At 72.5% G+C, this 25,675-nt stretch carries 27 protein-coding genes; 3 read left to right on the top strand and 24 right to left on the bottom strand.

Annotated elements, in window-relative coordinates; all coding sequences use genetic code 11:
* Positions 1-131: 131 nt before the first annotated feature.
* Positions 132-815, top strand: coding sequence for a response regulator transcription factor (locus ACXJY8_RS21800; RefSeq protein WP_463780900.1), 684 nt, complete (start codon positions 132-134; stop codon positions 813-815).
* Positions 816-1,040: 225 nt separating this feature from the next.
* Here ACXJY8_RS21800 and ACXJY8_RS21795 read toward each other — a convergent pair whose 3' ends face one another.
* From ACXJY8_RS21795 to flgB, 18 genes are all read right to left on the bottom strand, one after another.
* Positions 1,041-1,289, bottom strand: a complete 249-nt coding sequence (locus ACXJY8_RS21795) for a hypothetical protein (RefSeq protein ID WP_463773649.1) — start codon at positions 1,287-1,289, stop codon at positions 1,041-1,043.
* A 434-nt stretch (positions 1,290-1,723) separates the two neighbouring features.
* The gene (locus tag ACXJY8_RS21790; protein ID WP_463773645.1) at positions 1,724-2,056 is read right to left on the bottom strand and encodes a cupin domain-containing protein; all 333 of its coding nucleotides are present in this window, start codon (positions 2,054-2,056) and stop codon (positions 1,724-1,726) included.
* Between the two features lie 206 nt (positions 2,057-2,262).
* Entirely contained in the window at positions 2,263-2,763 is a 501-nt protein-coding gene (locus ACXJY8_RS21785; protein ID WP_463780898.1) for a transglycosylase SLT domain-containing protein, read from the bottom strand.
* A 97-nt stretch (positions 2,764-2,860) separates the two neighbouring features.
* Positions 2,861-4,558, bottom strand: coding sequence for a flagellar hook-length control protein FliK (locus ACXJY8_RS21780; protein WP_463773642.1), 1,698 nt, complete (start codon positions 4,556-4,558; stop codon positions 2,861-2,863).
* A complete protein-coding gene (locus ACXJY8_RS21775; RefSeq protein ID WP_463773637.1) occupies positions 4,555-5,805 on the bottom strand; it encodes a MotC family chemotaxis protein in 1,251 nt (416 codons plus the stop codon). The genes ACXJY8_RS21780 and ACXJY8_RS21775 overlap by 4 nt, the downstream gene beginning before the upstream one ends.
* The gene (locus tag ACXJY8_RS21770) at positions 5,805-7,253 is read right to left on the bottom strand and encodes a MotB family protein (protein ID WP_463773635.1); all 1,449 of its coding nucleotides are present in this window, start codon (positions 7,251-7,253) and stop codon (positions 5,805-5,807) included. The genes ACXJY8_RS21775 and ACXJY8_RS21770 overlap by 1 nt, the downstream gene beginning before the upstream one ends.
* A 4-nt stretch (positions 7,254-7,257) precedes the next feature.
* Complete coding sequence (locus ACXJY8_RS21765) at positions 7,258-7,941, bottom strand: hypothetical protein (RefSeq protein ID WP_463773633.1); 684 nt, start codon at positions 7,939-7,941, stop codon at positions 7,258-7,260.
* Positions 7,941-9,638: a flagellar basal-body MS-ring/collar protein FliF gene (fliF, locus tag ACXJY8_RS21760; RefSeq protein WP_463773630.1), complete on the bottom strand. Its 1,698-nt coding sequence runs from the start codon at positions 9,636-9,638 to the stop codon at positions 7,941-7,943. The genes ACXJY8_RS21765 and fliF overlap by 1 nt, the downstream gene beginning before the upstream one ends.
* 130 nt (positions 9,639-9,768) lie before the next feature.
* On the bottom strand, positions 9,769-10,527 hold the full coding sequence (gene fliP, locus ACXJY8_RS21755) for a flagellar type III secretion system pore protein FliP (protein WP_463773625.1): 759 nt from the start codon (positions 10,525-10,527) through the stop codon (positions 9,769-9,771).
* Positions 10,528-10,772: 245 nt separating this feature from the next.
* On the bottom strand, positions 10,773-11,270 hold the full coding sequence (locus ACXJY8_RS21750) for a flagellar basal body-associated FliL family protein (RefSeq protein WP_463773622.1): 498 nt from the start codon (positions 11,268-11,270) through the stop codon (positions 10,773-10,775).
* A 24-nt stretch (positions 11,271-11,294) separates the two neighbouring features.
* Complete coding sequence (gene flgH / locus ACXJY8_RS21745; RefSeq protein ID WP_463773620.1) at positions 11,295-12,011, bottom strand: flagellar basal body L-ring protein FlgH; 717 nt, start codon at positions 12,009-12,011, stop codon at positions 11,295-11,297.
* Positions 12,011-12,577: a MotE family protein gene (locus ACXJY8_RS21740; protein WP_463780896.1), complete on the bottom strand. Its 567-nt coding sequence runs from the start codon at positions 12,575-12,577 to the stop codon at positions 12,011-12,013. Before ACXJY8_RS21740 ends, flgH begins: the two co-directional genes overlap by 1 nt.
* Positions 12,578-12,894: 317 nt before the next feature.
* A complete protein-coding gene (gene flgI / locus ACXJY8_RS21735) occupies positions 12,895-14,001 on the bottom strand; it encodes a flagellar basal body P-ring protein FlgI (RefSeq protein ID WP_463773616.1) in 1,107 nt (368 codons plus the stop codon).
* Between the two features lie 68 nt (positions 14,002-14,069).
* Positions 14,070-14,543: a flagellar basal body P-ring formation chaperone FlgA gene (flgA, locus tag ACXJY8_RS21730; RefSeq protein WP_463773613.1), complete on the bottom strand. Its 474-nt coding sequence runs from the start codon at positions 14,541-14,543 to the stop codon at positions 14,070-14,072.
* Between the two features lie 145 nt (positions 14,544-14,688).
* A complete protein-coding gene (gene flgG, locus ACXJY8_RS21725; protein WP_463773609.1) occupies positions 14,689-15,477 on the bottom strand; it encodes a flagellar basal-body rod protein FlgG in 789 nt (262 codons plus the stop codon).
* A 53-nt stretch (positions 15,478-15,530) separates the two neighbouring features.
* Positions 15,531-15,875: a flagellar hook-basal body complex protein FliE gene (gene fliE / locus ACXJY8_RS21720; RefSeq protein ID WP_463773607.1), complete on the bottom strand. Its 345-nt coding sequence runs from the start codon at positions 15,873-15,875 to the stop codon at positions 15,531-15,533.
* A gap of 8 nt (positions 15,876-15,883) precedes the next feature.
* Positions 15,884-16,300: a flagellar basal body rod protein FlgC gene (gene flgC, locus ACXJY8_RS21715; RefSeq protein ID WP_463773604.1), complete on the bottom strand. Its 417-nt coding sequence runs from the start codon at positions 16,298-16,300 to the stop codon at positions 15,884-15,886.
* On the bottom strand, positions 16,300-16,686 hold the full coding sequence (flgB, locus tag ACXJY8_RS21710; RefSeq protein WP_463773601.1) for a flagellar basal body rod protein FlgB: 387 nt from the start codon (positions 16,684-16,686) through the stop codon (positions 16,300-16,302). Before flgB ends, flgC begins: the two co-directional genes overlap by 1 nt.
* 352 nt (positions 16,687-17,038) lie before the next feature.
* Here flgB and ACXJY8_RS21705 point away from each other — a divergent pair, with 352 nt between their 5' ends.
* Positions 17,039-17,641, top strand: a complete 603-nt coding sequence (locus ACXJY8_RS21705) for a hypothetical protein (protein ID WP_463773598.1) — start codon at positions 17,039-17,041, stop codon at positions 17,639-17,641.
* Positions 17,642-18,134: 493 nt separating this feature from the next.
* Positions 18,135-20,876, top strand: coding sequence for a heparinase II/III domain-containing protein (locus ACXJY8_RS21700; protein ID WP_463773595.1), 2,742 nt, complete (start codon positions 18,135-18,137; stop codon positions 20,874-20,876).
* A gap of 9 nt (positions 20,877-20,885) precedes the next feature.
* Here ACXJY8_RS21700 and ACXJY8_RS21695 read toward each other — a convergent pair whose 3' ends face one another.
* The 6 genes from ACXJY8_RS21695 to flhA all read right to left on the bottom strand — a co-directional run bounded on the left by ACXJY8_RS21695 (position 20,886) and on the right by flhA (position 25,528).
* Positions 20,886-21,332, bottom strand: a complete 447-nt coding sequence (locus ACXJY8_RS21695) for a hypothetical protein (RefSeq protein ID WP_056477721.1) — start codon at positions 21,330-21,332, stop codon at positions 20,886-20,888.
* Positions 21,333-21,347: 15 nt separating this feature from the next.
* Positions 21,348-21,677 (bottom strand): flagellar protein FlgN, encoded by a 330-nt coding sequence (locus ACXJY8_RS21690; protein WP_463773589.1) that lies wholly within the window; start codon positions 21,675-21,677, stop codon positions 21,348-21,350.
* Between the two features lie 6 nt (positions 21,678-21,683).
* A complete protein-coding gene (locus tag ACXJY8_RS21685) occupies positions 21,684-22,160 on the bottom strand; it encodes a rod-binding protein (RefSeq protein ID WP_463773585.1) in 477 nt (158 codons plus the stop codon).
* Between the two features lie 113 nt (positions 22,161-22,273).
* Positions 22,274-22,675, bottom strand: coding sequence for a hypothetical protein (locus tag ACXJY8_RS21680; RefSeq protein ID WP_463773580.1), 402 nt, complete (start codon positions 22,673-22,675; stop codon positions 22,274-22,276).
* 4 nt (positions 22,676-22,679) lie between these two features.
* On the bottom strand, positions 22,680-23,450 hold the full coding sequence (gene fliR / locus ACXJY8_RS21675) for a flagellar biosynthesis protein FliR (protein WP_463773577.1): 771 nt from the start codon (positions 23,448-23,450) through the stop codon (positions 22,680-22,682).
* The gene (flhA, locus tag ACXJY8_RS21670) at positions 23,447-25,528 is read right to left on the bottom strand and encodes a flagellar biosynthesis protein FlhA (protein WP_463773574.1); all 2,082 of its coding nucleotides are present in this window, start codon (positions 25,526-25,528) and stop codon (positions 23,447-23,449) included. The genes fliR and flhA overlap by 4 nt, the downstream gene beginning before the upstream one ends.
* Positions 25,529-25,675: the final 147 nt, after the last annotated feature.

Below are 25,675 nucleotides of genomic sequence, written 5' to 3'. Positions count from 1 at the left end.
ATGGGCGACTCGGACAGTCGCGTCGAAATGGCCTGCGAAGGCTATGGCCCGGCACGACTGGAGTTCGTCCTGTTTCCCGTCCGTAATTCAACAGAGATCCCGACTGTCGCAAGCTCATCCGGAGATTGATGATGTATGTCCTGGTCGACGAGCGGCCGTCGGTGAATTCAGGCTACAAGGCGAGTTTCGACCGCGAGGGCATCTCCTCCCTCGGCCTCGACCCGCAGGAATTCACCCACTGGTTCCAGTCCTCCTCCCGGGTCGACCGCGAAGCGATCCAGGGATTCCTCCTCGGCGACTTCGCGGGCCGGGCGAAGTGCGCGACCCTGATCCGCAAGATGTCGCGCGCGCCGATCATCGCCCTGAGCGACGTGCGCTCCCTCGACCAGACCCTGCAGCTCTTCGAGGCCGGCATCGACGACGTGCTGCCCAAGCCCGTCCACATCCGTGAGATCCTGGCCCGCTCGGAGGCGATCTGGCGGCGGGTGAACGCCCAGGCGAGCCCGGCCCGCGAGGCGGCGCCCGAACCCGAGCGCCTCAAGGTGCATTTCGACGGGCGCGACCCCGAGGTCGACGGCGAGGTGCTGCCGCTGCCGCGTCGCGAGCGCCACATCCTCGAATGCCTGGTGCGCAACCGGGGCCGGCGGATGACGAAGTCGCAGATCTACAACATCGTCTACGGCGTCTACAGCAACGGCGTGGAGGAGAGCGTGATCGAGGGCCACGTCAGCAAGCTGCGCAAGAAGCTGAGCCAGCGCCTCGGCTACGATCCGATCGAGGCCAAGCGCTTCATGGGCTACACCTTCGTCGGCTGAGCCCGGCGGGCGGCGGCACCCGCGAGGCGATCGCCGCTCCGGCTCGCGAGGCGGTCACGAGCCGTTCCGGAGCGGCCCGCGTGTCACGCGCAAGGCGCCACCCGTGGCCGAACCCGATCGACGCGGCGGGCTCACCGGGGCCGGACGAGACCGCCCGACGAGCCGGGTGTTCACGGGGCCGGACAGCGGACCAGGGTCGACGCTGTCCGTCGGCCGTTCGGCCGCTCAGAAGGAACCGGTCGTCTCGACTTCGCCGGCGACGTTGGCGGTCTTGGGCGCGGCGACGGACTTCGCCGGGGCGACGGGCTGGGGGGTGGTGGTCAGCTCGCTGACGCTGCGGACCTGCTGGGTCTCGCGGGCCTGCTCGCGGAACAGCGGCGGCGTCAGGTAGAGGGCCTCGCCCGCCATGGCGGCGCCGGTGGCGAAGGTCGCGGAAGCAAGGACGGTCAGGGCAATGAAGCGGGTCGCGCGCATCTGAAATCTCCGGTTTGGCGAGCGACGGGCCCGCCGTTGAGGAGATAGAACCACATTTTTGTGCGCTGCGACTTGCTGATTTTGCAACGCACCATAGTGCGTCACCCGGTGATTCCAGCCACTATAACGCATGCTTCCGAGGAGGGGGTGAAGGGTTCACGGTCCGTAGCCATGCCCTCAATGCATGAGTGCAAAATCCTCGAATTCGGTCTCCAAATTAAATTTTGCAGCGTCTCAAGTGTACTTTGAGATGAGCCGGTGCGCTCCGGCACATCTGCTGCCTTTCGACAGCATTGGCCACCGATCCCGCCGACGCTCGACCGTACCGAGACCGGCCAGAACCTGCAGCCAGATGCGCAGAACCCGTGGTCCGCGGTTCGGGCCAAGTTCTCGCGGACCAGGAACCCACTCAGGGCACGGGGCCGGTCCCTCGTCTAGGTGGGACCGGCCGGCCGCGTGACGAGCGCATCCGGACGCTTCACCTCGATCTCGACGAAGGCGATCGGGTGCGCGGAGCCGTTCATCACGTCGTGGCGGATGCCGGCCGGGCGGCCATAGGCCTGTCCGGCCTCCAGGGCGGTGTCCGTGACCCGGTCGCCGTCGTGGACCCTGAGGGTTCCGGCCACCAGCATCACCACGAAGTAGGGCCATCCGTGCTCATGCCAGCCGGTGACCGCGCCGGGCGCGAAGTCCCACCGGGTGATCCGCACGGTCGCGTCGTCCTGCTGCACGGTGGCGACCGCAGGGATGGTACAGGCGAAGGCCATCGGCGTTCCCTTCCGAAGTGGATGTGCGTTCCAAGATGGATGTGCGTTCCAGGATGGATGTGCGTTCCGAGGCGGAGCCGAACTCGGCGCTGGATGGGGGCGACGTCATCGGTGTCGGCTGCCCCGGAGGACGTCCGGACCCCATCGGTCCCACGGGCGGGCGTACCGGGACAACGCTTCGGTGCGTCCCCGAGCCCGCGGGCGCCCTACTGACAGAAGCTGCGCGCGCCCGGCGTCCAGGCGCCGAAGCCGGTGGCGACCATGTTGGTGATGACCCGGCAGACATACTGCTTCTGGGCCGGATTGTTGTTCGGCCCCGCATGGTAGCGCGCCACCGCCAGGGTCCAGCTGCCCTCGCGCGCCTTCAGCTGCTTCAGGAACAAGGTCGCGTACTCGACGTTCTGGCGCGGGTCGATCATCGCCTCCAGGCTGGTGAACTTCTCGCGGTGATAATGGTGGTTGATCTGCATGCAGCCCAGATCGACGAGCTTGATCCCGCTGGCCCGCGCCTGGGCGAGCTGGCTCATCACGTCGGCCGCGCTGGTGCCGAAATAGGCCCGGCCCTGGATGTTCATGGCATAGGGCTGCAGCGAGCCGCGCTTGCCGCTCTCGGTCAGCCCGACCGCGTAGAGCACGCCCAGCGGCACGCCGTGCTTGGCCGAGGCGCCCGCCATCTCGCGCTCGCAGATGTTGGCCGAGGCGGGCAGCGAAGCGGCCTTGCCCGGGGCCGGGGGCGCGCTGTTGGCGAGGGCTGCGCCGAGGCTCAGCAACGCCCCGCCGAGGCCGGGGAGGATGCCGCCGCGGCTAGAGGTAGACGCCGCTGCGCTCAGGGCTGCTCGAAACGCTCTCATGCATCCGCTCGTGGCTGTCGGGGACGGTCGGATCGCCCTCCGGGGAGGACCGGCGCCCGGCCTGGTCCGGGCTGGGTCGGCCCTGGTTCGCACCGGCTTCGCCCTGGCCCGGGAAGGCTTGTGCGCCCTGTCCCTGTTGCGAGCCTGGATTCCCCTGGGCCCCGCGCCCGTCCGCGCTGCTCGACGCGACCGTGACGGTGACGCTCTCGGGGCGGTAGCCGCCCTGGCGCAGGAGATCATTGAGGACCTCGCCGCCCTCGCGGAGCAGGCGGGCCGAATCCTCGCTCCTGGCATGCAGGCTCATCTCGAGCTGCCCGTCGCGCAGGCGCATCCGCACCAGCACGGTGCCGAGATCGGCCGGATGGAGCTGCAGGGTGAGGAGCTTCAGGGGGCCCTCCCCCGCCGGGGCGCCGGGCAGGCCGCCGGCCGCGGCCGGGCCGCGCGACAGTTCCGCCAGGACGGCTTCGGCGACCTGCTGGGCCGGCGCGGAGGCGGGACCCGGCAGGGCTCCGGCGGCCGGCGGTACGGCGGCCACGCCCGGCTCGGCGAGCCCCGGCAGGGCCGGCTCGGGGCCGGGACCGGCCGCGCGGGCGCTGCCGAGGGAGGCCGAGACCGGCTCGGCCCGCAGCATCGGGGTCGGCGCCGTGGCCTGGCCCTCGGCGGCCTCCGTGCGCGCGATCCGCGGCGCAGGCGCGCGCCCGGGGGCCACGACCTCGCCCGGGGTCGGAACCGGCGGAGGCTGCGGGCCGGACGCGGCGGCGGCGAGGGCAGCGGGCACCGCCAGGGTGGCGGCCGGCGCCGCCGGGAGCGCGGCGGCGGGCGCGGCCGGGGCTTGCTGCGCGGCACCGGAGGCCGGCGATCCGGCGAGGGCCGGCCCCGCCAGCGTGGTCCACGGGGCCGCCTCGGACGTCCCCGGCAGCGCGGCGACGGCGCTCGCCGACGCGGCCGCCGCGACCGGTGCGGGCGTTCCGCCGGAGGCCTGGAGCGCGGCGGCATCGGGCAGCAGCGGTGCGGCACCGGGCAGCGCCGGCGCGGCACCGGTCGTCGGTCCGACCGTGGCCGCGCGCTGGGCCGCCTGCGATCCGCCGAGGAGGCTCGGGAGCACCGGCGCGAAATGGGTCTCGCGCTGGAGCACGGCGACGCGGGTCCGGGCCTCGCTGCCCGCGGGCTGCGGCACGAGGCCGGCGACGACCGGCGCCATCCCGGCCATCAGGTCCGGCCCGCGCGCGGTCTCCGGTCCTCCGGCCGGGACCCCGGGGGCGCCGGCGCCCGCCTGCCCCGGGGGCACGGCCGCACCGGCCGGCAGGGCGCGGGCGACCAGGGTCTCGAGGGAGATCGGCGGGGCCTTCGGGGCCGGCGCCCCGGCGGGCGCGGCCATCGGCGCCACGAGGGCCAGGAGCGCCAGTGGGTTCGCCTCCTCGCCGGCAGCCGGCGTTCCGGCGCCCTCCCCGGCCTCGTCCTCGCGGCGGCCCGCCGGCCGGTCGGCCTCGGCGGGGGCAGCCTCCTCCGGCGGGCGTCCGCCGGACAGCGCGCCGAGCACGGCGCCGAAGCCGTCGCGGCCCGTGTCCGGCGCGTCGGCGCCCGCGCCGCGGGGGCCGGGCGCATCCCCGAGGGCGCGGGGCCCGGGACTCGTGGCACCGAGAGTGTTCAACGCTCGCTCCTCCGCATGATCTCGTCGATGCGCCCGATGGCGTCCTGCGCCCGGGCGATGGATGGCGCGACCGGCAGCACCCGGGGGCCCGTCGGCGCCGCCTGGACCGGGACTGGCGCGGGCAGGCCGCCGCGAATCTCCCGGGCGGTCGACAGGGCGGCGTCGAGGAGGTCGCGGTCGGCCGGCTCCAGCACGGTGCGGTCGGTCATCCGCAGGGTCTCGACCGATTCCTCGAAGCGCCCGTCCACCACCACCAGGGCCGCGGCCCGGTAGAGGCGGGCGCGCACCGCCTCCACGGAGCCGGGCTCCGCCAGGGTGACGCCGCGCTCGGCCGAGAACACCGCCGTGGCGGTCTTGCCCTGGTCCAGGGCGGCGCGGGCGACGAGGAGGTAGAGCTCGCGCCGGCCCTCGACCTCGATCTCGTCGAGCATGGCCTGGAGCCGCATGAAGCGGGCATCGTCGCCAGCGAAGTCGAGGCGGGTGAGCGCGGCGGCGAAGCGCTGGCGGAAATTGCCGGCATAGACCGAGTGGCGGAAGCGGCGCAGGTACTGCACCGCCAGGGTCTCGAACCGGGCGAGGTCGTTGGCCTGGGCCAGCACGAAGATCTCGCGGCGCAGCGCCCCCTCCTCCACCAGGGTGCCGGGGGCGAGCAGGCGGGCGAGGTCGAGGAGCCGGATCGACTGGGTCGGGTCGTCGCGCACCACCAGGGCGGATTGCGCTAGGGCGAGCTGGGCGCCGAGGCTGACCGGCACCACCAGCGGATCGATCTTCACGAGGAGCGCGCGGGCCTCCTTCTCGCGCCCCTCGAGATAGGCCAGCGAACCGAATACCACCGGGCGCTCGGCCTCCGGCACCGTGCCCGCGGCGAGGAGGCGGCGCAGCAGCGCCGGGCCGCCGCCGCCCAGGGCGAAGGTCACCGCCGCGTGCACGCTGACGGGATCGGCCCAGACCTCGGGGGCGAGGCCGAGCATGCGCGACTCGGCCAGGGACAGGAAGGCGCGCTGGCCCTGATGGGCCTGGGCCGAGCCCTGGGCGATCCGGTCCTGGAGCAGCTGCAGGGTGCGCACGAGCTCGACCGGCACCGGGCGCGGGGCGACGGGCAGCGGCTCGATCGGGGCGGCCGGGGCCGCGCCCCCGCCATGGTCGCCGCCGCCGTGCGAATCCGCCGCCCGGGCCGCCGGGACGAGGCCGGACGCCGCGAGCAGAAGGCAGGCGAACCCCGCGCGGCGCAAGGCTGGCGCCCGCATCACTCGGGCCGCGCCCGCAGCAGGATCTCGATGCGGCGGTTCTCGGCCGCCTTCGGATCGGCGGGATTGCGCGGCTGCCGGTCGGCATAGCCCTCGATGCGCTCCAGCCGGGCATCGGGCACGCCGCCGCGCACGAGCATGTAGGAGGCCATCTGCGCCCGGGCCGAGGACAGGCGCCAGTTGTCGTAGACCTCGGAGCGGAACGGGCGCGCATCGGTGTGGCCGCGCACGACGATCCGGCCGGGCCGGTCCTTGAGGATGCGGGCGACCTGCTCCAGGGCCCGCACCACCTTGGCCTGGGGCTCGGCCGAGCCGACGCTGAACATCGCGAAGTTCGCCTCGTCGGTGAGGCTGATGAGGATGCCCTCGCCGGTCCGGCGGACCTCCGTGCGCGGCGCCGGGGTCCCGCCCTGCACGGGCAGCACCTTGGCGATCTCCGCCTTGATCTCGGCCATGGCCGCGGCCTCGGCGGCATCCGCCGCCTTCGCCTCGGCCGACTTGGCTTCGACGGATTTGGCTTCGGCAGACTTTGCTTCGGCAGACTTGGCCTCCGCAGACTTGGCCTCCGCAGACTTGGCCTCCGCCGACTTGGTTTCGGCCGATTTGGCGTCCGCAGCCGCTTTCGCCTCCTGCGCGGCCTTCACGTCCTGTGCGGCCTTCGCGTCCTGCGCGGCCTTGGCCTCCGCCTTCGCGTCCTTCGGCGGCTCGGCCTTGGCCAGCAGCGCCAGGACCTTGGCGTCGGATTCGCCGGGCAAGGCCGAGGCGACCTTGATCGCCGCCGGCTTCGTCCCGGGGGCGGCCGCGCGCACGTCGGGCCGGGCCTCCTGCGGCAGGGGCGTCACCGTGCCGGTGGAGCCGGCCTGCTCCGTGCGGGTCTTGGCCAGGGGCGCGACCTGCCAGTAGAGCGGATCGAAGGGATCGCGGGCGGCCTCGCCGCCCTTGATGCCGGGCTCGCCGGTCTCGGTCACCACGGCGTCGGCCGAGGCCGTCTCCGGGCCGGGCTCGAGCTCGGCGGCGAGCTTGGCCAGCACCGCGTAGGGGTCCTGGAACAGGGCCGCCTCGCGGGCGCGGCTGCCCGGCGGCCCGGAGGCGCCCTTGCCGTCGGAGGGGCCGTCCGTCTTGCCGCCCTTGCCCTCGGCTTTGCTGTCGCCGGTGCCGCCGTCGGGCTTGCCCTCCTCCGGCGCCGGCTCGCCGGGCTTGTTCTGGGGGTCGCGCAGGCCCTTCCGGTCGAAGCTGGCATCGGCGAGCTTCACCGGGTTGAAGTATTCGGCGATGGCCGACTTCGTCTCCTTGGTGGTGGAGCCGATGAGCCACAGCACCAGGAACAGCGCCATCATGGCGGTCATGAAGTCGGCGAGCGCGATCTTCCAGGCGCCGCCGTGGTGACCGTCCTCGTGGTCGCCGTGGCGCTTGATGATGATGATCTCGTGGTGGCCCTCGTCCGCCATCGGGTCAGGCTCCCCGCACCGCGGCGGTCATCAGGCGACCCCAGGCGCCGAGCTGGGTCTCGATCACGGTCTGGTCGGCCTGGACCGAGACGTCGACGGCGTCGGAGGGCTGGAAGGCGATGGCGGCCTCGAACGGGCCGAGCTTGCCCGCCACCGCGTCGAGGAGGTCGGCCGGGCCGCTCACCCGCACGGGCGCGCGGGCGTCGCCGAGGATGCGGGCGAGGCTCTGGGCGAGCTCGTCCACGGCCTGGCGGCGCAGGGCCTCGGTCAGCACCGGCACGAGCAGGTGCCCGACCCGGTCGGTCAGGCCGGCCCCGAGGGCCTGGAGCGCGTCGGCGAAGCCGGCCGCGAGGCGGTCGCCCTCCTGCCCGCACCAGGCCTGGCGCAGCTCGGTGAGGTGCGCGGCGTGGTCGGCCTGCAGGCAGGCGAGCACCGTGGCGGTCTCGGCCGCCGCCTCGGCCCGGCCGAGCTCGCGTCCGCGCTCGAGGCCGCGGGCCTCGGCCGCGCGCAGCAGGGCCTCGCGGTCCTCGGGCGGCTCCACGGGCTTGCGCAGCAGGGCCGCGAGCCCCTCCGGGGGACGGGGCGGCGGCGGGGAAGCGGGGGCGGCGGCCCGGGGGGCCGGAGCGGCGCGCACCGGCGCCACGGCGTCGGAGAAGTCGGGCAGGAGGCGAGCGATCGCGGGGGCCATCACGCGGCCTCACGCACGAGCCAGCGCTTCAGAATCTCGGCGGCCTGCGCCTCGTCGGCCTCGATCATCTGCTCAAGTCTCTTCTGCGGCGAGCGGTTCAGCTTCTCGGTGAGGTCTTCGATCATGCTGGCGACCGGGCTCTGGGCGGGGCCCGCCAGGCTCGGGACGGCGTCCGGGTCGGCGTCGAGGACGCCGTTCGGGCCGGCGAGCGCCGCGTTCGCGGCGGCGCCGGGCAGCGCCTGGGCCTCGGCCGCGGCCGCCAGGGCCCGGGCCTCCTCCTGCTGGGCGGCCGGGATCTCCAGGATGGCGCGCATGGCCGGGCGCAGGCCGAACCAGATCAGCAGGCCCGCGACCAGCAGGATGGTGCCGGCGTTGATCAGGGTGGCCGACTGGCGCATCAGCACGTCGGTGAGGCTCAGGGGCGCCACCGGCTCCAGGGCCTGCCCGTCGTTGACGAAGCCGACGGCGGCGACCTTCACGTTGTCGCCGCGGTCCTTGTTGAAGCCGGCGGCCGAACCCACGAGCTGCTCGATCTCGGCGACCTGAGCGTCGATGGCGGCCTTGCCGGCATCCGGGCCGGCCAGGGCGGCGAGGCGGGCGCGGTTGACGAGGACGGCCACCGAGATCTGCTTGATGTTGTAGCCGTCGCTCACCGTCTGGATCGTCTTCGAGGAGATCTCGTAGTTGGTCAGATCCTCGCGCTTCTGCGTCTCGTTGCTGGCGGTGTCGCCGCCATCCGAGCGGGCGCGCTGGTCGGGCAGGTTCGTCTGCGTCGAGGTCGCGCGCTGGCTGGCGTTGCGGTTCTGCGAGTTCTCGGTCTCGCGCACGGCCCGGGTCGAGCGCTCGACGCGCTGGTCCGGGTTGAAGATGGTCTCGTTCTGCACGGTCTTGTCGGTGTTCAGGCGCGCCGCGACGCTGACCTCGAAGTTGCCGACGCCGAGATAGGGGGTCAGGGTCCGGCGGATGTTGTCCTGGACCTCGTGGCCGATGGTCTTCTCCAGGGTCGCCATCTTGCCGGTGGGCACGGCCGAGGCCTCGTCGCCCGAGAGCAGGAGCGAGCCGTCCGAGCCGATCACGGTGACGCGGTCGGGCTTCATGCCGGGCACGGCGGAGGCGACGAGGTGGCGGATCGACTGGGCGCCGCTGACGTCGTCGGCCGGCTCGGTGCGCACCACCACGGAGGCGGAGGGGGGCTGCTGGTCGCGGCGGAACGAGCCGCGGTCGGGCAGCACGATGTGGACGCGGGCGGCCTTGACGCCCTTCATGCCCTGGATGGTGCGGGCGATCTCGCCCTCCAGGGCGCGCACGCGGGTCACCTCCTGCATGAACGAGGTCATGCCCAGCGAACCGAGGTCGTTGAACAGCTCGTAGCCGGACTTGGAACTCTGGGGCAGGCCCTTCTCGGCCAGCAGCATCCGGGCCTGGGCGGTGTGGCCGTAGGCCACCAGCACGGCCGCGCCGTCGGCGCTGACGTCGAACGGGATGTTGGCGTCCTTGAGCACGCTGCCGATGCGGCCGACATCCTCGCGGCTGAGGCCCGTATAGAGCGGCTCCTGCGCGGGCCGGCTGAGATAGTAGGCTCCGAGGCCGACGGCGAGGAAGACCACCACGCCGATCAGCGACAGGGCGGCGATCCGCCGGCCGCCGAGCGCGAGGATGTTGTTCCAGAGCCGTTCGGCGTGCTGAAGACCGGACATTCGGTGGGCTGCTCCGCTCCGGATCCGCGATCCGATACCGTCCTCTCACCCGCCAGCCTTGCGCGGAGATTGCGTCGCGGGGCGCCGGGCGGCCCGCTCGGCGGCGGTGAGCCCGCAAAACCACCGGAGCTCAGAAAAACGACCGCACCAATCCGCCCACCAGCATGTTCCAGCCGTCGATGAGGATGAAGAACAGCACCTTGAAGGGCAGCGAGATCACGGTGGGCGGCAGCATCATCATGCCCATCGACATGACGATCGTGGAGACGATCATGTCGATCACCAGGAACGGCAGCGCGATCAGGAAGCCGATCTCGAAGCCGCGGCGCAGTTCCGAGATCATGAAGGCCGGGATCAGGATGCGCAGGTCGATCTTCTCGCCGCCCTCGGCCTTGGGGATGTTGCGGCTGGCGAGATCCGTGAAGGTCTGGAGATCCTTCGGCCGGACGTGCTGGACCATGAACTCCCGGAACGGCTCGACGAGCTTGGGGATCGCCTCCTCCTCCGAGATGCGGTTCTCGGTCAGGGGCTTCAAACCCTCGTTCCAGGCCCGGTCGAAGGTCGGCGCCATCACGTAGAACGTCATGAACAGCGACAGGCTGACGAGGAAGATGTTGGCCGGCGTGCTCTGCAGGCCGAGGCCCGAGCGCAGGAACGAGAAGGCGATAGCGAACCGGGTGAAGCTCGTCACCATGACGAGAAGGCCGGGGGCCAGCGACAGCACGGTGAGCAGCGCCACGAGCTGCAGGATGCGCCCGCTCGCCGCCCCGTTCCCGGCCGGCAGCAGCGCATCGAGGGCGGGCAGCCCCGTGGCCGACTGGGCCAGCGCCGGGCCGGCCAGAGCAAGCCCGGCGCCGAGGACGAGGCCGGCGGTGACGAGGCGTTTCATGGGTGTTCCAGCCGGTCGTGTCACAGGCGGCACAAGCCCCGACGCATCCGTGTGCCACGCGCCGCACCGCCGCTCGGCGAACGGGTTCGCGAGCCATCGCGCACCGGTGTCGGGCGCCACAGGCTCCCTCTCCTTCCAGGAGAGGGGACCCGCGCAGCCCGAGCACGTCCCGTCTCCGAGGCGGTCGCCGGAAGGGCGCGCAGGCCCGGCGGGATTGGCGAGGCCGATGCCGCGACTGCGCCCCATCACTGCACCACCAGCATCTCGACGATCAGCTCGCGCACCTGCCCCTTCGTGCGGAGCGCCACGCGCTCGTTGAGGTCCTCGCGCAGGTGCTGCAGGCCGCTGGGGCCCTCGAGCTGCCGCAGGGATAGGGTGCGCAGGTAGGCGACGATGTCGGAGCGGATCTCGGCGAGCGCCACGTCGGGGTTCGGCACGCTGCCGGTCTTGAACACCACCGAGGATTCGAGGCGGACCCAGTTGTCCGGGGTGTCGGCGAGGTTGGTCACCACCGAGCCGACGCTGCGCAGGGCCACGTCCCCGGTGTATTTCAGAACCTTGACCGCCTTGTCCTCCTCGTCCTTCTTCTTGACGTCCACCGCCTTCTCCACGGTGGACAGGAGGTACATGCCCAGGCCGCCGCCCGTGCCGATGGCGACGAGGCTGGTCAGGGCGAGGGCCAGGATCCAGCCCTTGCCGCCGCCCGCCTTCGCCTCCGTCTTGTCGCCGGTCTTGGCCGCCATGGCTCCGCTCCCGCCTTCCGGATCTCAGAACGGCGCCAGGGTCTCGAAGACCTGCTGGCCGAAGCTCGGGCCCTGCACGTCCGAGATCCGGCCGCGCCCGCCGTAGGAGATGCGCGCCTCGGCGATCTTGTCGTAGTCGATCGTGTTCTTGCGCGAGATGTCCCGCGGCCGGACGATGCCCGCCACGGTGAGCACGCGGACCTCGTTGTTGACCCGCACCTCCTGCGAGCCGCTGATGACCACGTTGCCGTTGGGCATCTGCTCGGTGACGATGGCGGCGACCTGCAGGCGCAGCACCTCGGAGCGGTCGATGTTGCCCGCCCCCTTGGTCTCGGTGGAGGAGCGGATGCCGGTATCGGCGGTGGCCGAATCCTTCAGGCCCGAGACGCCGTAGCCGAAATCGAAGCCGAGGCCCGACTTCTGGCTGCGCGAGCGGTCGCTCGAATTGCCGAACTGCGCCTTGTCGTCGATGAGGATCGAGACCGTGATCACGTCGCCGACGTTGCGGGCGCGCGGGTCCTGGAACATCTCGGCGCTGCCCGGCGCCCAGGTCGAGTGATAGGAGCGGCGCCCGAGGGAGCCGTAGCTGGTGGGCAGGGCCTCGCGCGGCGGCTGCAGGCCGGTGCCGATCGGCGTCAGCAGCGGCGCCTGGCCGATCCGGTCCATCGGCGTGTTGCAGGCCCCGAGGGCGGGGGCCGCCAGCGCCAGGATCAGGCCGGCCCGGAACGTGTTGGACAGCATCAGGATTTCTCGCTCGTGCGGGACTTCTTGGCCGGATCGGATTTGCCCCCGCCGGTCTTGCCCATCTCGGTCATCATGCGGGCCAGCTGCGCGGCGCGGGCGGCCTCCATCTCGCTCAGGATTCCGCTCGCCGTGCGGGCGTTGAGCTTGGTCAGGATCGCGGCGGCGCCCTCGTCGGGCATGTTGGCGAGCTGGAGCGCGGCGGCATCCGCCCGCATCTTCGTGTAGATCGCGACCACGCCCTCGTCGGCCTTGGCCAGGAAGGCGTCGCGGCGGGCGAGCCAGGTCTCGTACTCGGCGCGCTTGGCCTCCAGGGCGGCGATCCGCTCCTCGACCTGCTTCTCCAGCGCCGCCAGCTGCTCCTTCTGCCAGGCGAAGCGCGCGTCGGCGGCGGCGTCCGCGATGCCGGCGCAATAGGCCGGCGGCTTCGGCGCGGGCTTGACCGGCTCGGGTTCGGGCGCGCGGACCTCGGCGATCTGGACCGGCTCGGCGGGCTTCGCCTCCGCCGCCTTGTTGTCATTCACCTTGGCGTCGATCGCCCCCGTGGTCTCGATCGGCTGGGACACCACCGTGACGGGTTCGGCGGGGCCGACCGGCTGGGGGACGCCGGCGACGGGCTTGTCGGAAACAGGCTTGGCCGCGACGGCGAGGCGGGGCGCGGCCGCCTTCGGCAGCGGGCCTGGGTTCAGCCCCGAGATCGCCGGCCGGCCGCCCTCGAGGGCGCGGGCCGGGCCGAGGCCGACCGAGGCGAGGGCCAGGGCGCCGGCGAACAGCAGCACCCGCAGGGCCATCAGGGCGAGCCAGCGCCCGGGCTGCACCGGCGGGCGGCTCTGGACCACCAGGCGGGCCGGCTCGGCCGGCAGGGGAAGGCGGTTCGCCGCGCTCATTGCACCACCAGCTCCGCCTGCAGCGCCCCGGAGGTCTTCACCGCCTGGAGGATCGAGATGATGTCGCTGGGCTTCAGCCCGACATTGTTGAGGCCGCGCACCAGGGTCTGGAGATCCGAGCCGCCGATGATCGCCATCCGGCCGGACTGCTCGTTGACCGCCACCTCGGTGCGCGGCACCACCGCCGTCTGCCCGTTGGAGAACGGGGCCGGCTGCGAGACCTCCGGCGCCTCGGTGACCCGCACGGTGAGGTTGCCGTGCGTCACCGCCACGGTGGAGATCTGAACGTTGCGGCCGATCACCACCGTGCCGGTGCGCTGGTCGACGACGACGCGGGCCGGGGTGTCGGGATTGACGGTGAGGTCGCCGATCTCGGCCACGAACCGGGTCTGGGCGATGTTGCTCGGCCGCAGCAGGGCGATGGCGCGCTGGTCGCGCGGGGCCGCGACCCGGCGGTTGAAGCGTGCCAGCGAATAGGCGTTGATGGCGTCGGCCACCATGGTGGCGGTCTTGAAGTCGGGGTTCTTCAGCTCGAACACGAGTTCCGGCAGGTCGCGGAAGGTGCCCGGCACCTCGCGCTCGATCAGGGCGCCGTTGGGGATGCGCCCCGCCGTCGGCACGCCCTGCGTCACCGTCTCGGCCTGGCCGCCGACGCTGAAGCCCGAGACCGCCAGCGGCCCCTGCGCGGCGGCGTAGGTCAGGCTGTCGCCGCCCATCAGGGGCGTCATCAGCAGGGTGCCGCCCTTGAGCGAGGTGGCGTCGCCCAGCGAGGTCACGGTGACGTCGATGCGCGAGCCGGTGCCGGTATAGGGCGGCAGGTCGGCCGTCACCATCACGGCGGCGACGTTGCGGGTGCGCAGGCGGGCGTCGCGGACGTTGATGCCCATGCGGTCGAGCATCGATTGCAGCGACTGCTCGGTGAACTGCGCGTTGCGCAGGGTGTCGCCGGTGCCCTGCAGGCCGGTGACGAGGCCGTAGCCCACGAGCTGGTTGTCGCGCACGCCCTTGAGGGTGGCGATGTCCTTGATCCGGGTACCGGCCAGGGCGGGGCTCGGCAGCGCCAGGAGCAGCGCCGCGAGCAGGGCGGGAATCTTGGCGGACATCCTGGCGGAAATCCTGGCGGGAATTTTGGCAGCCAACTTGGCCGACATCTTGCCGAAGAGGCTGCGCATCAGTGGTCCCCGGTCCGGATTCGGCCGTCGGCCATCACGGTGCCGAGCACGATGCGGTTGGTGTCGGTGTTGCGCACGCGGATGACGTCGCCGAGGCCGCCGTTCTGGAGCGGCGCGCCGACGGCGGTGATGAGCAGGCCCTGCTCCTCGAACACGATCTGGGTCGGCGTGCCGCGGCTGACGAGGCGGGGATCGTCGATGGCGTTGACCGGCACCGGCTCGCCCGGCAGCAGCATGCGCTTGGCGACTCGCCCCGAGATCGCCAGGGCGGCGTCCACCACGGCGGTGCGCGCCTTGAAGGTCTCGGGGTAGGCCTGCATGCGCAGCATCGACGGCTTGATGGTGTCGCCGGGATAGATCGTCACCGTCGGCACCGGCAGCAGCAGGTCCTCGGCCGCGGCCGGCCCGGCCAGCAGCGCCAGCAGGATGGCGGCCGGCCGGCGCAGGGAAAGGCCCGGAAGGTGGATACCCATGACGTGGTCGCGCCCTTGGAGGGAAAGCCCGGAGGGGCGGCGGCGGCCCTGGCGAAGAAGCCGGTGCCGCCCGTCGCCGCCGCGCGGAGGTGGGGGATGATCGAAGCCGGGCGGCGGCGCCGTCCGAAGCGCTCGGCGGATGCGCTCAGCGGATGCCCTTGGAGACCGTGCCGGCCATCTCGTCGGCGGCCTGGATCACCTTCGAGTTCATCTCGAAGGCGCGCTGGGCCGTGATCATGTTGGTGATCTCCTTGACGGGATCGACGTTCGAGCTCTCCAGGTAGCCCTGCTGCAGCTTGCCGAAGCTCGGGTCGCCCGGCACGCCGGTGACGGGGGCGCCGGAGGCCGCGGTCTCGCGGTAGAGGCCGTTGCCCAGGGGCTCCAGGCCGGCATCGTTGGCGAAGTTGGCGATGGTGATCTGGCCGAGGTTCTGCGCCTGCACCTGCCCGTCCACCTTGGCGAAGACCTGGCCCGACTGGTTGATCACCACGTCGACGGCGCCGTTGGGGATGAGGATCGCCGGGTCGAGGGCGTAGCCCTCCAGGGTCACGATCTGGCCGGCGTTGTTGCGGTTGAACGCGCCCGCGCGGGTGTAGTTGATCTCGCCGTTGGGGTTGGTGATCTGGAAGTAGCCCCGGCCGTTCACCGCCAGGTCGAGCTGGTTGGCGGTGTTGGCGAGCGGCCCCTGCCGGTGCAGGTTGCGGATGGCGGCGGTGCGCACGCCCAGACCCAGCATGGCGCCCTCCGGCACCGGCTCCTGGCCGGCCTGGTTCGGCACGCCCTGCTGGCGCTCGGCCTGGTAGAGCAGGTCGGTGAACTCGGCCCGCGCGCCCTTGAACCCGGTGGTGTTCAGGTTGGCGATGTTGTTGGCGATGACCTCGAGGTTCATCTGCTGGGCGTTCATGCCCGTGGCCGCGATGGCGAGCGCTCTCATGGTGTCCCGGTCCCGTCGAAGCGTATGGCGAGGGTCGTCACGCGATCAGGTCGTCAGATCGGCATGCGGCTGAGTTCGAGATAGGCGGCGACCACCTTGTCCCGGACGGCGATGGCGGTCTGCAGGCTCTGCTCGGCGGACATCACCGCCTCCACCACCTGCTGCGTCGAGGCCTTGCCCTGGATGCCCGAGATGGCGGTGGCCTCGCCGGTGCGCAGGGAGGTGCGCAGGCCGCCGGCGAGCTGGGCCATGAGGTCGCCGAAATCGGTGCCGGGCGCCGCCGAGGTGGCCGCCGGCAGCACGGGGAAGCTGGTGCGCGCCAGGGGCGCGGCGGCCTCGGTGCGGGGGATGCCGGCGGCCCGGTCGAAGGCGGCGAGCGAGGTGAGGGCTTCGATCATCGGGAGGCTCAGGTTCTCAGGAGGTCGATGACGCTGGCGACCATGGCGCGGGCCTGCTTGATCACCTGGACGTTGGCTTCGTAGGAGCGGTTGGCCTCGCGGATGTCGGCCATCTCCACCAGCACGTTGACGTTGGGCATCTTCACGTTGCCCTCGGCGTCGGCCGCCGGGTTGCCGGGGTCGCGCTCGATGCGGAAGGGCGCGTCGTCGGTGCCGATCCGGCGCAGGGCGACCGTGGGGCCGCCGGCCGCCCGGTCCATGGCGGAGCGGAAGGTCACGGTCTTGCGGGCATAGGGGTCGGCGCCGGGGGCGTCGCCCACGGATTGCGCGTTGGCCACGTTCTCGGCGGCGATGCGCAGGCGCAGGGACTGCGCCTCCATGCCGGCGGAGGCGAGACGGGTGGAGGCGGAGAGCGGGTCGATCATCAGCTGCCCCGCACCGCCGCCTTGAGCATCCGGTCGAAGGCCTTGACGATGCCCATGTTGAGGTTGTGCTCGCGGCTGACCTCGCCGGCCTTGAGCATCTCCTGCTCCAGGCTCACCGAGCTCGAGGTCGAGAGCGCGTCCCAGGCCTCCGCCGCCGCCACCGGCTTGACCGGGATGCGGCCCTCGCCGGCGGTGACGTGGGCGCTCTCCGTCATGGCCATGCCCATGGAGGCGGTGCGCGCCATCACCTCGGAGAACGGCACCACGTCGCGCGCCTTGTAGTCGGGCGTGTTGGCGTTCGCGACGTTGCTCGCGATGGTCGCCTGCCGCACCGCGAGGTAGCGCGCCTGCTGCGAGGCCAAGTCGAAGAGGTAGACGCCTGTCACTTCCGGCTCCGGGCCCGATCCTTCATGACCGGAGCTTTAGGGCGGCAATCTTGTCCCAGGCTGACGGGGCCCGAGCGGACGATCCGCCGGCGTCCGTCGCGCCGGCGGATCGGGCGCGTCCGGCACGCGATGTACGATCGCCCGGTTCCGACAGGCCGGGACGTTTCGGGATTCGATGCCGCGGAGCCGTGTCGGGACCCGCGATACCGGCCAGCAGAGACTCTACGGCGCATCGACGTCGATGCCGGTCGTCCCCGTCCTCGTCGCAACCAATCGGTCCGCGATCGGTTTCCTTGGGTTCGGCACGCGCGACCGCGTCTGCGCAGGTCCCGGCTGATCCAAGGACATCGACATGCAGGTTTCGAAGGCGATGATGGCGGCCGCGCTGGTTCTGGGCCCGGCCCTTGCGCACGCTCAGGGCGCCCCGGTTCAACCCGCCGATCCCTCGCATTCCGCACCCGGCAGACCCGCGAACCTCTGCCAGGAACTGGTCGCCTTCGTGAAACAGCCCGAGGCCGCGACGAAGGCCGCGGAGACGCCGCCGCAGCTCGCGACGGCCGTGACGGCCAGGAAGAGCGACGACGCGGCGGCCAAGCCCTCCGCGCCGGGCACGCCGCAGAGCACCTCCGGCCAGAGCGGGCAGATCACGGCGTCCGGTCCGGGCGCGTCCGGTCCGCAGGGCGACACCCAGAACAAGGCCGCCCCGACCGGCTCGACGGCGACGGCATCGGGACCCGCCAGGGACGCGTCCGCCGCCGCGCCGGCCGGACCGGTGGCGCCCAAGCCCTCCGCCGAGAACGTGCAGCAGATCGAGAGCGCAGCGGGCGCCAACGACATCCAGGGCTGCCGAGCCGCCGCTCAGACCATGCGGCGCGCAGGGGTCGTCATGCCGGGGCCGCTCCTGGCCCTCTCCGCGATGTCGCCCAAGCTCCTGGAAGGCGCGGCACGTCCCTGAGAGGCCCTGCCACGGGGGACGATCACGTCGGGGGCGCGACCCCGCGCCCGCGTGACCTCCGAGGCCGACGGATCGGGCGGTCGACGCCGGCGCGTCGGCGCCCTCAGGAGCCCGGATGTGCTGACGGTAATCCGCCAGGCATTCGTCGCGGAACACCGTCTTGCCGCGAGCGTCGGCTGTGCCGGCCCGTGGTTCGCCGTGCGCCGAACCGGCCGCTCGGGGCCTGCTGCGGATGTCGGGCGGCGAACGGGACCTCGAAACGGGGCGGATGCGGCCTCCATTGCGGCCCGCGACAGGCCCCGCCGCCCCTCGGATGGGGACGGCGAGCACGCCCGGGCGCCGTCCGCTTGACATGGACGGGCCTGCCCGCCTCAGTGACGACGCCCCGACAGGCCCCCGGGCGAACCCGACATCGGCCGGACCGCTCCCTGACCCGCACCCCGCGCCCCACCTTGCCGATGTCTTCCCCTCCCGCCTCCACCCGGTCCGCGTCGTGAGCGCGCCGCGCGCGCCCGACATCCGGGTCCTGCTGCCGGAGGCGGTTCGCTATGCCGGGGGGGCCGGGGTCGGGCCGGGCGAGAACGAGCACTGGGTTCCGGCCAAGAACCGCTGGTCGCGGGTGGTGCTGCCCTTCGGCGGGCTGGAGCCGGAGGCGTGGTGCAGCCTCGGCTTCCGCCTCGCCTGGGCGGAGGCGGAGACCGCCGGGGCCGCCCTCGACTTCGCCCTGGTGGGCATCGACTTCCTGGCGGAGGACGGCTCGAGCCTCGACTTCGACCACGTTCCGGGCCTCGACCGGACGCTCCTCGACCCGCACGGCAGCTGGATCGCGGGCCCGTCCGCCCTACCCCCCGAAACGCACGGGGCGCGGGCCGGGCGCATCCACCTCGCCTTCCGGGTGCCCGCGCCGGCGACCCGGCTCACGGTGACGATCCGCTCCTGGCGCAACAGCCAGCCCTTCGCGGTGGCCGAGGCCCGCCTCGCGCAAGGGACGGACCTGCCGCCGGCGCCCTCGCTGATCCCCCGGGTCCGGCACCGCCTCGGGCCGGAGCCGGCCTGGCGCGACCACGCCCTGGTGCCGGGCTGCGGCCTCGTGCTGCGCGGCCAGCTCCACACGCCGCGGCCGGGCCCCCACGCGGCGCTCGCCCGCATCGTCTACCGCGACCGGGACGGGGCGGAGCTCGCGCCGCCCTATCCCGGGACGATCTCGGTGCCGGGGCTCGGCGCCCTCGTCGACCTCTCGGCCCACCAGCAGGCCCGGCGCTTCACCCTGGAGCTCCAGCCCCCCGCCGGGGCGGCGCGGGTGGCGGTCGGCTTCGCCACCTGGGAGGCGGACGGGCCGGAGGCGGAGCTCCTGGCCCCGCCGGAGATCGCCCTGGAGGACCGGATGCGGCTGGAGAGCCTCTGCGCCGACGACCTCCTCGCCGCCCCGGACTTCCTCGCCCGCCTCGCCGAGCGCCTGTCCCTGCCCGGCGCCGCCTTCGCCGGCTGGTGCCCGCAGCCCGAGGCCGTGGCCGCCCTGCCGGGGGTGCTCGCCCGGGCCCGGGCGATCCAACGCGGCGAAGGCCAGCGCGCCGCCGGCCTCGACCGGACCCTGCGCCTCGCCGGCCAGCCGGCCTGGACCCTGCCCGAGGCGCCGGACTGGACCGAGGACCCGTTCCGCTCGGTGCCCTGGCGCCTGGAGTACCAGTCCCTGGCCTGGCTCGGGGCGCTGGCCGAGGCCCCCGGCGGCGCGGGCATCGCCGTCGGCCTCGCCCTGTCCTGGTCCCGGGCCAACCCCTGGGGGGCACCCACCGACGGCCTCGCCCTGCACCCGGCCGCCCTCGCCGCCCGCACCGAGACCGTCCTGCGGCTCCTCGCCCGGGCCGGCAAGCCCGGCGCCGCCGCCTCCCTCACCCTCACCGGCGAGGCGGTGCGCCACGGCTTCGCCCTGGCCGAGATCCTCGGCCAGAACACCTTCGGCCACTCCATCCACCAGCTGCAGGCGGCCGCGACCCTGCGCACCGTCGCCTGCGCCCTGCCGCTGCTGCCGCTCTCGGCGCACTGGCTCTCCCTGGCCGAGAACGCCCTCGAGGCCGGCCTCGCGCCGCTCCTCGACGCGGAGGGGCGGTTCTCCGACCCCGCCCTGCACCAGCGCCTCGAACTCCTGACCCTGCTGCGCGCCCTCGGCCTCGGGCTCGACGCCGGCGACCCCGCCGAGGCGGCCCTGAAGGCCCGCCTGGACCGGCTCGTGGCGGCCGGGCTCCCGGCGGTGGCCGGTCTCCTCGATCCGACCGGGCGCCTGCCGCCGTTCGGCGACGCGCCGGCGGGCGAGGATGCCGCCGGCTGGATCGGACGCCTCGGCGCGGATGCGGGTCGCGCGCTCAGTGCCGTGCGCTGGTCCGGAGACGCGCGACCTCGACGCGACCGTCCCAGTATGCCGCGCGTCGCCCTCGAGCCCGCCGCGGGCCGCGTCGACCCGTCCTCGGGCATGATCGCGCAGCGCCACGACGCCCCCGGCCGCGGCTGGGGCCACTTCGCCTGCACCTTCGCCAGCCAGGGCCAGGGCCCCGGTCCGGGCCACCGGGACGTCGGCTCCTTCGTCTACGCCTGCGAAGGGGTGCGCTGGATCGTGGAGGCCGGCGGGTCGAGCCAGGTCGAGACCGGCGCCGCCCGCCACCACCTGCTCTCGGGGGCCGGCCACAACGTGGCGGCCCTCGACCAGCGCGAGCCCATGGCCGGCCCGGCCCTCCACCTCGGGGCGCAGCGCCTCATCGGCGCCACCGCCCACGCCCTCGCCACGCAGGGCTACGGGCCCGAGATCGCGCACCGGCGGGTCTTCCTCGTCCTCGACGACCTCTCCGGACTGGCGGTGTTCGACCGCTTCATCGGGTCGGGCGCCCTCGGTTTCGGGGGCGCGGTCCACCTGTCGCCGGAGATCCTGCTGGCCCTGGCCGGTCCGCGCCGGGCGATGGCCCAGGCCGGCCGCCACAGGCTCTCGCTCTCCCCCGTGGCGGTGACCGGGCGCGGCGCCGGGCTGACGATCCGCAACGGCTGCAACGCCCATCCGGGCGCCCTGCGGGGCTTCGTCGCCGCGACCGCCGGCGGCCTGCAGCCGACCAGCGTGCTCGGCTACGCCTTCGCCGGCCAGGGAACGGTCTGCGGCGGCCTCGCCCTGGCGGCCGACGCGGATGCCGACCGGCGGCTGACCGCGCTCCTCGCCGAGGCCGCCTTCGCGCGCCTGCTCATTGAGAACTGAGGACGGGCGTCAGGAGCGGACTTCGCGCTTGGCGACGAAATTGAACTCCTCCACCAGCACGTCCTTCACGACGTCGGAGCCGAGCCGGGCATTCACCTGCTTGCGGATCTCGGCGAGGCGCTGGGTGACGTTGTAGCGGGAGAGGCGTTTGAAATCGATCGCCGGGTCCGTGTAGATCTGCCGAAAAGTCTCATCGACCACGAAGGCGTTCGGCGGCACCGAGAGCGTGTGCATCAGCCGCGCGTCGGCGGTGAAGACCAGAACGGCGACGATGTAGCCCTGTACCTTTCCATCCACGACCATCGGCACGTTGATGGGCGGCAGCTTCTGGTACTGGAGACCTTCGAGGTAGGGCTCGGTCTTCTTGGCGAACAATCCTGCGCCCCAGGTCACCGCGCCGTAGCAGGACAGGATGGTGAGGCCGCAGATCCACAGGCCGGTGACGAGAATGCGCATGGCGGGGAGCGGGCCTCAGCGCCGGAGGTGGCCGGAATAGGTGCCGTCGGACTCCGCCTCGCGGATCGAATCCGCGACGATGCCGGAGATCTCCTCGACGGCCCGCAGGTGCAGGCCGACCACGTCCTGGTTGCGCTCCAGGGCCCCGCGCAGGCGCAGGAGCTGGTCGAGGACCGGCGGTTCGAGCCCGGCGGGATCGAGGCCCCGCGTCAGGCGGGTGAGTTCGAGGAGGCTCTGGCTCTTGCGCCGGTTCACCGTCTCCTGGTCGACGGGACGGTGCGCCAGGAGCGCCTCCGTCTCCGCCGTGACGGTGGCTTCGAGGCGCTTCAGGGATGCGAGCAGCATGGGGTCTCAGCTCTCCGAGGTCTTGGCGGCCGGGGCGATGGCGGTCGCGGGCGGGTTCAGCGGACGCGCCGCCTCGAGCATCCGGGCGATGCCGACCCCGCCGGCCTTGGCGACCTGGGTCCCGACCTGGTCGGCGAGCATCGACTTCCAGATCCCGCCGGCATTGCCCTTGCCGAAGACCGCGCTGGCCTTCGACGGCATCATCGTCTCGACGAACTGGCGCAGGACGAAGGCCTCGAACTGCTTGTAGGGATCTCCGGCCTTGCCGGCGCCCGAGACCGCGTTGTCGGTCTGCAGGGCGGTGAGGGTTCCGCGCGCGTCGAGGGGCATGTGCACCGAGACGCCGGCCATGCGGTAGGCGTCCCCGAAGGCCGCCGGATCGGTTCCGGGGGCCGACAGCTTGGCGGCGGCCTCCTGCACGCGGCCGGGATCGGCGGCACGGGCCACATCGAGGACGATGTCGGAGGGGGGCGAGATGCTCATGGCAGGCGCTCAAGCGGGTTCGAGGAGCCGGTCCTTCGGAGGCATAGGCCCCCTGGCTTTCGGCAGGCTTGCGTCGTGGCCGCGGCGCTTGCATCGTGGCCGCGGCGCTCGGCTCAGTCCGAGGGGGATGCGCCGCGCGCGACCAGGAGGTCGAGCTGCTCCAGCATGGCGTGCTGCTCGCGCTCGCGGTCGCGCAGCTTCAGGAGGCCCTCGGCCTGGCGCTCGGCGCGCTTTTCCGCGAGGCCGCGGGCCGTCAGTATTTCAGACAGTCGTGTCGAGGTCGCGCTGAGTTCGGTCGCCTCCGCGGCGAGCGCGCGCAACCGACGCGCGGCGGCGTCGAGGAACAGCCCGTGCATGGTCTCGCCGGCCAGCGTCGCCAGCATGGCGGCCCGGTCGGCCTCGACCTTGGCGGCCTGCGCGCGGTTGGCGGCGAGGTCGCGCTCGGCGAGGCCCCGCATCTGCTCCTGGACCTTGAGGAGGCGCTGGGCGCGCACGAGCCGCAGGCGGGTGGTCATCGGCTCAGCCCCGGCGCAGGTAGTCGAAGTAGCCCATGACGAACTGCATCATGAACTCGTTGCTGATGGCGTAGAGCAGCAGCAGCCCCCCGGCCATGATGAACGGCGTGGCGATGAAGTAGACCGGGATCTGCGGCACGAGCTTGTTCACGAAGCCGGCGGCGAGGTTCACCGCCACCGCGTAGACGAGGAACGGCGAGGTGATGCGCAGGCCGAGCACGAAGGCGGTGGTGACCTGGTCGACGATGCGCACCAGGGCGGCCTGCGAGCCGATGCCCTCGCCGGGCGGGATCCGGCCGTAGGAATCGATCAGCCCGCGGAACAGCTCCCAGTGGAGGTCGGCGGCGAACAGCAGGGCGGCGGCCGCCATCATGATCATGGCCTCCACGGCCGGGACCGGGTCCATGCCCTCGGCGACCGACCCCGGCATGCCGCCGAAGCCCACCATGGTGACGGCGGCGTTCACGACGGTCTCGAGCACCACGTAGTAGACCCGGCCGAGGAAGCCGAGGACGAGGCCGGTCAGGCTCTCGGTGACGATCCAGCCCAGGGTCGCGCCGGGATCCTGGGCCGCGAGCTTGCCCTGGAACAGCGGCAGCAGCAGCGGCGTCAGGGCGAGCGAGACCGCCAGCGAGATGAGGAGGCGGACCTGCGCGGGCACGCGGGGGCTGGAGAAGCCCGGCACGATGAGCAGGCAGGCGCCGACCCGGCAGAAGATCAGGAACACCCCGAGGAAGCTCTCGGGTCCGAGCACGGCCAGCAGCGGCGCCGTCACGAGATGGTGCCGAGGGAGCGGATCTCGACCCCGCGCGCGATCTCCAGGTGCGAGAGCACGGCCAGCGTCGGGTAGAGCCGCTCAATGATCATGCGCACGTAGGGGCGCGCGTCCGGCGCGGTGACCAGGGCGAAGTTGCGGGTCTCGCGCATCTGCTTGCGGATCGCCTCCGAGGCCTCGGTGCCGAACTGCTCGACGAGGCGCGGGTCGATGTCGAACTCGATGACCTCGCCCTTGCCGTCGCGCTTGAGGCTCTGGTGGAAGGAGAGGTCCCAGGCGCTGCCCAGGCGCAGCACCGCGAGCACGCCGTTCTCGGCCAGATCCCCGCAGATCTGCTGGGCGATGCGCATGCGGACATGCTCGGCGATCTGCTCGGCCCGGCGGGCATGGGGCGTGATCTCGGCAATCGCCTCCAGGATGAGGTGCAGGTTGCGGATCGACACCCGCTCGGAGAGCAAGAGCTTCAGCACGGCCTGCAGGCCCGAATAGGAGATCTGCGACGGGCAGATCTCGTCGAGCAGGCGCTTGTACTCGGGGTCGAGCCGGTCGAGCAGGTTGCGCATGTCCTTGTAGGACAGGAGCGTGGGCAGGTTGTTGCGGATGACCTCCGAGAGGTGGGTCAGCAGCACGGAGGAGCCGTCGATGGGCTCGAAGCCGCCGCGCCGCACCTCGCCCGCATAGGCGTCGAGCACCCAGCGCGCCTTCATGCCGAAGGCGGGCTCGCGGACCTCGTCGCTCGGCACGTCCGGCACGGGGCCGTCGCCGACCACCACCAGGAGTTCGCCGGGCCGCAGGTCCTGGGTCGCCACCACGGTGCCGTGGATGAGGATCTGGTAGCATTTCGGCGGCACGGCGAGGCTGTCGGTCAGCTTGATGTCGGGTACGACGAAGCCGTACTGGCGCGCGAACTTGCGGCGCATCTTGGCGACGCGGTGCGTGAGCTCGGACTGGCCGCCCTGGAGCTGGAGCGAGACCTGGCGCCCGAGGCAGAGCTCGATCTCCGGGGTCTTGAGCGATTCCTTGACGGATTCGCGCACCGCGATCTGCTTCTTCTCCTCCTCGGCGATGGCCTTGGCGTCGACGATCGCCTTCTGGGCGGCGAGCTTCCTCGGGATCGCGTAGGCGGTGAAGGCCATCAGCCCGGAGAGCACCATGAAGGGCACGAAGGGCAGGCCCGGCACCAGGGCGAACATGAACATCAGGGCCGCGGCCACCGACAGGGCGCGCGGATAGGCCCCGAGCTGGCCGATCACCGCCTGCTCGGCGGTGCCCCGCGTGCCGCCCTTCGAGACGAGGAGGCCGGCGGCCAGGGAGACGATCAGGGCCGGGATCTGCGAGACGAGGCCGTCGCCGACCGAGAGCTTGGTGAAGACGTCGGCCGCCTGGCCCAGCGGCATGCCGTGGCGGGTGGTGCCGATGATGATGCCGCCGAACACGTTGACGGCGATGGTGATGAGGGAGGCGACGGCCTCGCCGCGCACGAATTTCGAGGCGCCGTCCATCGAGCCGAAGAAGGCGCTCTCCTCTTCCAGCTCGCGCCGGCGGAGCTGGGCCTCCTTGTCGTCGATCAGGCCGGCGTTCAGGTCGGCGTCGATCGCCATCTGCTTGCCGGGGATGGCGTCGAGGGTGAAGCGCGCACCGACCTCGGCGATGCGGGTGGCGCCCTTGGTGATGACGAGGAAGTTCACCGTGATCAGGATCAGGAAGACCACGATCCCGATCACGAAGTCGCCGCTCATCACGAATTGCGAGAAGCCCTGGATGACGTGGCCCGCCGCCGAGACGCCGTGCTGGCCGTTGGCCAGGATCAGCCGGGTGGTGGCGATGCCGAGCGCCAGGCGCAGCAGGGTCGCGATCAGCAGGACGGTGGGGAAGGCCGAGAATTCCAGCGGCTTCTTGATCCAGAGCGCCACCATCAGGATCAGCACCGAGAGGGCGATCGAGAAGGCGAGGCCGATATCGAGCAGGATCGCCGGCACCGGCAGGAACAGGATCGCCAGGATGGCGACGATGCCCGCGGCGAACCAGATGTCCCTCTGGGACCGGCGCTCTCCTGCGATCGTGGCGCTTGCCGCCATGGCGGATACTCAACCCCCGTGAACCTACACGGGCTTGTCGCTCCGCAAGCTTGCGCGAGGGTCGCGCGGCACCTGGGCTCGCCCAGGTCGCTGGCTCGCGAAGGTCGCGCGGTCTCGGCGAGGCGACCGAACGGGCACGGCGTGCGT

It is taken from the genome of Methylobacterium sp. TK31, from assembly GCF_055361545.1.
The sequence above is the reverse complement of the archived record's forward strand: the minus strand, read 5'-3'. Positions and strand labels throughout refer to the sequence as shown.

Excerpts from the sequence above, each read along its gene's own strand:
- ACXJY8_RS21800 (WP_463780900.1), top strand. The coding sequence starts at position 132 with ATGTATGTCCTGGTCGACGAGCGGCCGTCGGTGAATTCAGGCTACAAG.
- ACXJY8_RS21795 (WP_463773649.1), bottom strand. The coding sequence starts at position 1,289 with ATGCGCGCGACCCGCTTCATTGCCCTGACCGTCCTTGCTTCCGCGACC.
- ACXJY8_RS21790 (WP_463773645.1), bottom strand. The coding sequence starts at position 2,056 with ATGGCCTTCGCCTGTACCATCCCTGCGGTCGCCACCGTGCAGCAGGAC.
- ACXJY8_RS21775 (WP_463773637.1), bottom strand. The coding sequence starts at position 5,805 with ATGCGGGCGCCAGCCTTGCGCCGCGCGGGGTTCGCCTGCCTTCTGCTC.
- ACXJY8_RS21770 (WP_463773635.1), bottom strand. The coding sequence starts at position 7,253 with ATGGCGGACGAGGGCCACCACGAGATCATCATCATCAAGCGCCACGGC.
- ACXJY8_RS21765 (WP_463773633.1), bottom strand. The coding sequence starts at position 7,941 with ATGGCCCCCGCGATCGCTCGCCTCCTGCCCGACTTCTCCGACGCCGTG.
- fliF (WP_463773630.1), bottom strand. The coding sequence starts at position 9,638 with ATGTCCGGTCTTCAGCACGCCGAACGGCTCTGGAACAACATCCTCGCG.
- fliP (WP_463773625.1), bottom strand. The coding sequence starts at position 10,527 with ATGAAACGCCTCGTCACCGCCGGCCTCGTCCTCGGCGCCGGGCTTGCT.
- ACXJY8_RS21750 (WP_463773622.1), bottom strand. The coding sequence starts at position 11,270 with ATGGCGGCCAAGACCGGCGACAAGACGGAGGCGAAGGCGGGCGGCGGC.
- flgH (WP_463773620.1), bottom strand. The coding sequence starts at position 12,011 with ATGCTGTCCAACACGTTCCGGGCCGGCCTGATCCTGGCGCTGGCGGCC.
- flgI (WP_463773616.1), bottom strand. The coding sequence starts at position 14,001 with ATGTCCGCCAAGATTCCCGCCCTGCTCGCGGCGCTGCTCCTGGCGCTG.
- flgA (WP_463773613.1), bottom strand. The coding sequence starts at position 14,543 with ATGGGTATCCACCTTCCGGGCCTTTCCCTGCGCCGGCCGGCCGCCATC.
- flgG (WP_463773609.1), bottom strand. The coding sequence starts at position 15,477 with ATGAGAGCGCTCGCCATCGCGGCCACGGGCATGAACGCCCAGCAGATG.
- fliE (WP_463773607.1), bottom strand. The coding sequence starts at position 15,875 with ATGATCGAAGCCCTCACCTCGCTCGCCGCCTTCGACCGGGCCGCCGGC.
- flgC (WP_463773604.1), bottom strand. The coding sequence starts at position 16,300 with ATGATCGACCCGCTCTCCGCCTCCACCCGTCTCGCCTCCGCCGGCATG.
- ACXJY8_RS21705 (WP_463773598.1), top strand. The coding sequence starts at position 17,039 with ATGCAGGTTTCGAAGGCGATGATGGCGGCCGCGCTGGTTCTGGGCCCG.
- ACXJY8_RS21695 (WP_056477721.1), bottom strand. The coding sequence starts at position 21,332 with ATGCGCATTCTCGTCACCGGCCTGTGGATCTGCGGCCTCACCATCCTG.
- ACXJY8_RS21690 (WP_463773589.1), bottom strand. The coding sequence starts at position 21,677 with ATGCTGCTCGCATCCCTGAAGCGCCTCGAAGCCACCGTCACGGCGGAG.
- ACXJY8_RS21685 (WP_463773585.1), bottom strand. The coding sequence starts at position 22,160 with ATGAGCATCTCGCCCCCCTCCGACATCGTCCTCGATGTGGCCCGTGCC.
- ACXJY8_RS21680 (WP_463773580.1), bottom strand. The coding sequence starts at position 22,675 with ATGACCACCCGCCTGCGGCTCGTGCGCGCCCAGCGCCTCCTCAAGGTC.
- flhA (WP_463773574.1), bottom strand. The coding sequence starts at position 25,528 with ATGGCGGCAAGCGCCACGATCGCAGGAGAGCGCCGGTCCCAGAGGGAC.